Origin of the sequence: Lentihominibacter sp. (assembly GCF_046951855.1) — a bacterium.
Taxonomy (GTDB): Bacteria; Bacillota; Clostridia; order Peptostreptococcales; family Anaerovoracaceae; genus Lentihominibacter; species Lentihominibacter hominis.
Genome location: NZ_JBKTXS010000058.1, coordinates 1 through 5,376 on the forward strand (window position 1 = coordinate 1; position 5,376 = coordinate 5,376).

At 38.4% G+C, this 5,376-nt stretch carries 9 protein-coding genes; all 9 read left to right on the forward strand.

The genetic code is table 11. The annotated features are described in order from the left end of the window. Positions 1-132: 132 nt before the first annotated feature. The 9 genes from ACLR96_RS09965 (at position 133) to ACLR96_RS10005 (ending at position 5,308) form a co-directional block, all read left to right on the forward strand. Positions 133-585: an Hsp20/alpha crystallin family protein gene (locus ACLR96_RS09965; RefSeq protein WP_177269099.1), complete on the forward strand. Its 453-nt coding sequence runs from the start codon at positions 133-135 to the stop codon at positions 583-585. A gap of 120 nt (positions 586-705) precedes the next feature. Then, the gene (locus ACLR96_RS09970) at positions 706-1,647 is read left to right on the forward strand and encodes a DnaJ C-terminal domain-containing protein (protein WP_177269101.1); all 942 of its coding nucleotides are present in this window, start codon (positions 706-708) and stop codon (positions 1,645-1,647) included. An 88-nt stretch (positions 1,648-1,735) separates the two neighbouring features. Then, positions 1,736-2,743, forward strand: coding sequence for a GTP-binding protein (locus ACLR96_RS09975; RefSeq protein ID WP_177269103.1), 1,008 nt, complete (start codon positions 1,736-1,738; stop codon positions 2,741-2,743). A gap of 45 nt (positions 2,744-2,788) precedes the next feature. Then, positions 2,789-3,739 (forward strand): GTP-binding protein, encoded by a 951-nt coding sequence (locus tag ACLR96_RS09980; protein WP_177269105.1) that lies wholly within the window; start codon positions 2,789-2,791, stop codon positions 3,737-3,739. A gap of 22 nt (positions 3,740-3,761) precedes the next feature. Continuing rightward, positions 3,762-3,914: a hypothetical protein gene (locus tag ACLR96_RS09985; RefSeq protein ID WP_177269107.1), complete on the forward strand. Its 153-nt coding sequence runs from the start codon at positions 3,762-3,764 to the stop codon at positions 3,912-3,914. Positions 3,915-3,918: 4 nt separating this feature from the next. Next, a complete protein-coding gene (locus ACLR96_RS09990) occupies positions 3,919-4,419 on the forward strand; it encodes an NUDIX domain-containing protein (protein WP_177269109.1) in 501 nt (166 codons plus the stop codon). Further along, the gene (locus ACLR96_RS09995) at positions 4,416-4,781 is read left to right on the forward strand and encodes an ACT domain-containing protein (RefSeq protein WP_177269111.1); all 366 of its coding nucleotides are present in this window, start codon (positions 4,416-4,418) and stop codon (positions 4,779-4,781) included. Before ACLR96_RS09990 ends, ACLR96_RS09995 begins: the two co-directional genes overlap by 4 nt. 21 nt (positions 4,782-4,802) lie before the next feature. Beyond that, a complete protein-coding gene (locus tag ACLR96_RS10000) occupies positions 4,803-5,141 on the forward strand; it encodes a hypothetical protein (protein WP_177269113.1) in 339 nt (112 codons plus the stop codon). Positions 5,142-5,170: 29 nt separating this feature from the next. Then, positions 5,171-5,308, forward strand: coding sequence for a helix-turn-helix domain-containing protein (locus tag ACLR96_RS10005; protein ID WP_412265839.1), 138 nt, complete (start codon positions 5,171-5,173; stop codon positions 5,306-5,308). The last annotated feature ends 68 nt before the right edge of the window (positions 5,309-5,376 follow it).

Here is a 5,376-nt window from a genome sequence, read left to right on the forward strand (position 1 = left end):
GATTTTAAAGGGTTTGCAAAAAAATAACAAAAATATTAGCACTCACCTATTGACAGTGCTAACAACAGGTGATATATTATAGTCAAGAAATAAAAAATGATCCGGATAAGGATCTTAAGGGGGCGACGACTTATGAGAATGAGTAGTATTTTTGGAGAAAATTTGTTTGACGATTTTATGAATGATTTTGCGTTTCCGGCATTGCCGAACGCTGAGAAAAAATTGTACGGCAAACGTGCACGTAATCTGATGAAAACAGATGTAAAAGATGTTGAAGGCGGTTATGAGGTTGACATTGATCTTGCCGGTTTCAAAAAAGATGAAATACAGATGGAACTGGAAAAGGGTGTCCTTACAGTTACTGCTGCTAAAGGTCTTGATAAGGATGAAAAAGATAAGGAAGGTAACTATATAAGACGTGAACGTTATGCTGGAAGCATGAGCAGGAGCTTTTATGTAGGTGAACATGTGACGGAAGAAGACATTCATCCGAAATATGAGAATGGTATTTTATCCTTCAGTGTTCCTAAAGAGGATGTGAAGGCAGTGGAAGACAAAAAGCATTACATCTCCATTGAGGGATAGTGCTCAAAGAGTAGATATGTACCCCGCGGGCAGGTTCCTGCGGGGTATTATTGTATCAGTTAGATAAAGTATGCATTCTCTTTAGAGTATTAAAAAATTTGAATTAACGGGGTGATGGCTATGGCATCAAAGAAAGATTATTATGAGGTGCTCGGTGTGAACAGAGACGCCTCACAAAGCGATATAAAAAAGGCCTATCGAAAGATGGCCAAAAAATACCATCCCGATACTAATGCGGGTAATGCACAGGCTGAAGCAAAGTTTAAAGAAGTATCTGAAGCATATTCAGTTCTTAGTGATCCCAAACAGAAAAAACTTTACGATCAGTTTGGGCATGCAGCTTTCGATGGAAGTGCATCAGGATCGCAGGGCAGAAGTGAGGGTGGAAATTACAGAGAATATCATTTTGAAGGCGGAGACATGGATGATATTCTGAAGAATATATTTGGCGGCGGATTCTCAGGTGGTTTTTCAAATGGGTTCTCAAGCGGATTCAGAACTGAAGATTTTAAGCAGAATGGAGCCGATGTCAAGGCTGAAATTAATGTCACATTTGATGAAGCGGCTTTTGGCTGTGATAAATTTATAAGGATATCTGATGCGTCAGGAAAAAATTTCGAATCTGTAAAAGTTCATATTCCTGCCGGCATAGATGACGGAAAAAGTATAAGACTTAAAGGACGGGGAAAGCCAGGTGTAAACGGAGGAAAAAACGGAGATCTTCTTATCAAAGTAAATGTTATGAAAAAACAAGGTTTTGAGAGAAAAGGAATGGATGTTTACTCAACAGTAAAAATCCCGTTTACAACAGCTGTTTTGGGAGGAAAGACGGCTGTGCAGACACTTCATGGTAAGGTTATGTGCAAAATAGCCCCGGGAACACAGTCCGGAACTAAACTCAGAATAAAAGATAAAGGTATAGTATCTATGAAAGACCCTTCTCAGTATGGCAGTCATTATGCATGTGTGGAGATAAAGGTTCCGCAGAATATCAGTGTGGAAGCAAAACAGAAACTTAGAGAGTTCGGCAGATTATGCGGAGAAGAAGATTTGCCTTCATAATATCTGATTTTTAATGGAGAGCTGATTTCAACTGTGATATAATAAAAAAAACTATGGCAGAATTTAATAAATATATAAGGAGCAGATCATGACAAAAGTTGACATAATATCCGGCTTTCTGGGGGCCGGTAAAACGACATTTATAAAAGAGCTCATTGCTAAAGTATATAGAGATGAGAAAATAGTTCTCATAGAAAATGAATTTGGAGAAATAGGTATTGACAGCTATTTCATGCAGGATAGCGGCATAGAAGTGACGGAAATGAATTCAGGCTGTATTTGCTGTACGCTGGTAGGAGATTTTGCCAGATCTCTCAGAGAGGTAAGTGAAAAGTTCCATCCTGACAGAATCATCATAGAGCCGTCAGGAGTCGGTAAGCTTTCGGATGTAGCGAAGGCCGTAATAGATATGGAGGAAGAGGCCGATGTGGAGATAGACAGTCTTATAACTGTAGTAGATGGTAAAAAGGCTGCAATGTATATGAAAAATTTCGGAGAATTTTTCAATGATCAGATTCAGCATGCAGGTACTATAGTAATAAGCCGTACTCAGGATATGGAAGAGAGCAAGATAGATAAATGTGTGAAAACTCTTCGGCAGAAGAACAGTAATGCGGCTGTCGTTACAACACCATGGAAAATTTTGTCTGCGGACATGATAGCATCGGCTCTTGATAATAAACATGCTTTGAAAGAGGTCCTTGAGGAATTGTGTCATGACCATCATCATGAACATGGATATCACCATGATGTTCGTGAGTATCATCACAAGCACTGTGATTGTCATCATGATCATCACGAAGATCATCATCATGCAGATGATGTGTTCTCAAGCTGGGGATATGAGACGGTTCATAAATTTAAAAAGTCTGAGCTGGAAGACATATTGAAACTCATGGCTGCTACAGATGATTTCGGGACTGTCCTTCGGGCAAAAGGTATAGTTGAAGCAGAAAACGGCAGATGGATTGAGTTTGATATGGTTCCTGAGGAGCTTGAAATAAGAGATTCGCAGCCGGATTATATAGGCAGAATATGTGTTATAGGAACAGATCTTGACGAGAGCGCGCTGAATCAGGTATTTGGAGTTAATTAGGGAAGATTGGGAAACAGCTTTGCAATTTGAAAGAAAGGATGGAAGATGGAAACACCGGTTTATGTATTTACAGGTTTGCTGGAAAGTGGAAAAACAACATTAATACACGAAGTAGTGGAAGAAGAGGACTTTTTAGAACCGGGGACGACTGTTTTGGTACAGTGTGAAGAGGGGGAGAAGGAATTTGATGAAGATTTCCTTAAAAAGTTTTCAATAGTATTGGTGAGAGCTGAAGATCCCGAAGCCCTCAGTGAGATGTTCTGGAAACGGATTGAGAGAGATTATTCTCCTGCACAGGTTTTGATTGAATATAACGGCATGTGGGATCTTGAAAAACTTTTTAACGAAAATGTGCCACAAGACTGGTATGCAGGGGGAGTATATTCTACGGTAAATGCAGAAACCGCTGAAATATATATGAATAATATGAGAAAAACTTTCATGGAACCTCTTAAGGCTTCTAATCTCATAATATTCAATAGATGTGATGAGGATATCGACAGAATGAAATTCAGGAGAGCTATAAAGGTGCTTAATCCTCAGGCGCAGCTGGCATTTGAGAGAAAAGACGGTAAAATGTTTGAAAACGAGATGGATGTAATGCCTTTTGATTACAGCGGACAGACAGTAGATATAGACGATATGGATTATGGGCTGTGGTATCTTGATGCTATGGAACATCCTGAACATTATATGGGAAAAGAAATAATTTTTACGGCCAAATACTGTGCAAGTGAAGAGTCAGGAGCTGATTATTTTATTCCGGGAAGGCATGTAATGACCTGTTGTGAGGAAGATATACAGTTTTTGGGTTTTATATGTTATCTTGAGGATGAGACTGAGAGGCGATTCGGTCATGAAGATTGGGTAAAAGTCAGAGTGAGATTTGATTATAAAGAGCATGAAATGTATGGATATGATGAAGGTCCTGTACTTACGCTTATATCTATAGAACCGTCAAAACAGCCTCAGCAGGAGCTTGTTACATTTTCATGACAGAGTAAGAAAGGAGATTTTTATGAAAAAATTTTTTAAGAATTTGAATTACAGAAAATATGCTAAGTTAGCCACAGGAATTCATCTGGCTTGTTATGCTATAGATATGACGCTTGGATATGTATTGGTGCGAAAGTATCTAAAAAACTCAGGAGATGAAAAGGATAAGAATTGATACAATGAGGTATAGATTTTGTTCAAGCTGTACGGAAGCTATAGAAGATAAAATCTCCGGTGATATTTTGGAATCTGCCGTGAAGTTTCAGGGGTATAACTGCGTAATGATATACAGCAGAGATAAAGAAAAGCTTCTTTTTTGTAAACGGCTCAAAGATCCATATGAAGGTAAATATAATCTGGTAGGAGGAAAAATAGAGGATGGGGAAGATCATTTTGATGCCGCCTACAGAGAACTGTTTGAGGAGACGGGGATAAGCAGATCAGATGTAAGTCTGTCTCACATGATGGATTTTACATACTATAATCAGAAATGTTATGTGGAAGTTTATGTAGGGATTTTAAGAAAAAAAGTAAAGCTTTTTCCGGAAAAACATCCGCTTTATTGGTTTGACGTAGACGAGGATTTTTTTGATCTGGAACGCTTTGCCGGAGAAGGTAATATTGGACATATGGTTGAGCAGGTGAAAGATTACGGAGAAGGAGTGTTTCAGGACGTATGAAAATAAAAAAGATAGATTATGATTTTTCAGTATGTAAGGTAACTGATTTTTCACTGACAAATCTTGAAAGTGAATATTGTTTTATAGGGAAAACAGATGAAGAGTGTTCTCTTGTCTGTATTACAGCAGATGTTCCCGATAATATCATAAATCGGGATGACGGCTGGAAAGCATTTCGAATAGAAGGGATTCTTGACTTTTCTTTGATTGGAATACTTTCAGGGATATCAGGACTTCTTGCGGAAAACAGTATAGGAATATTTGCTGTATCAACGTATAATACAGATTATATTCTTGTTAAGGAAAAAGATTATAAGAAAGCGATTAATGTTCTTTCTCAGGCCGGATATGACTTGGGATAAATATGTGAAAGGAAAAATAATATGGGAAGAAAGAAGACAGGTTCCATACCTACGGAGATACCTAATAGGAAAAAGAAAATGGTTATAGATATGACGAAGATCAGCCTTGCCAAGGCATATCAGAATCCGGGGTTTAGAACCGGAAAACATATGACTGAAAAAGACAGGCCAAGAAAGAAAAACTGGAAGAAAGAGTATGAAAAACAACCGGGTAGTTTGAATAATGAGGATTCTACTCGGTTGTTTTTGTTTTATGATTACAGGGAGAAGTTTGGATATAATGCAGGCCTGACAAATTCTACGATACGTCGATTGAAATGCGTACACACTGATGTTATCTTAATAACATGTGGGGCGTAACTTAAGCAAATAAAAAGGAGGTTATATCAGTGGACAGCAAGAAGATAGGACAATTGATATATAATATAAGAATAGAGAAGGGATGGACGCAGAAGCAACTGGCTGATGAGGTCTGCATCAGCGATAAAACCGTATCTAAGTGGGAGCGAGGGGTTTCACTTAGATAAAGATACCACACCATTCCCACGCTGACTTTTGCTCAACCGATACAGCCGGAGGGCTGGATAACAAGAAA

Bases quoted from the DNA above. Each gene is read 5' to 3' on its own strand.
- ACLR96_RS09965 (WP_177269099.1), top strand. From the start codon at position 133: ATGAGAATGAGTAGTATTTTTGGAGAAAATTTGTTTGACGATTTTATG.
- ACLR96_RS09970 (WP_177269101.1), top strand. From the start codon at position 706: ATGGCATCAAAGAAAGATTATTATGAGGTGCTCGGTGTGAACAGAGAC.
- ACLR96_RS09975 (WP_177269103.1), top strand. From the start codon at position 1,736: ATGACAAAAGTTGACATAATATCCGGCTTTCTGGGGGCCGGTAAAACG.
- ACLR96_RS09980 (WP_177269105.1), top strand. From the start codon at position 2,789: ATGGAAACACCGGTTTATGTATTTACAGGTTTGCTGGAAAGTGGAAAA.
- ACLR96_RS09985 (WP_177269107.1), top strand. From the start codon at position 3,762: ATGAAAAAATTTTTTAAGAATTTGAATTACAGAAAATATGCTAAGTTA.
- ACLR96_RS09990 (WP_177269109.1), top strand. From the start codon at position 3,919: ATGAGGTATAGATTTTGTTCAAGCTGTACGGAAGCTATAGAAGATAAA.
- ACLR96_RS09995 (WP_177269111.1), top strand. From the start codon at position 4,416: ATGAAAATAAAAAAGATAGATTATGATTTTTCAGTATGTAAGGTAACT.
- ACLR96_RS10000 (WP_177269113.1), top strand. From the start codon at position 4,803: ATGGGAAGAAAGAAGACAGGTTCCATACCTACGGAGATACCTAATAGG.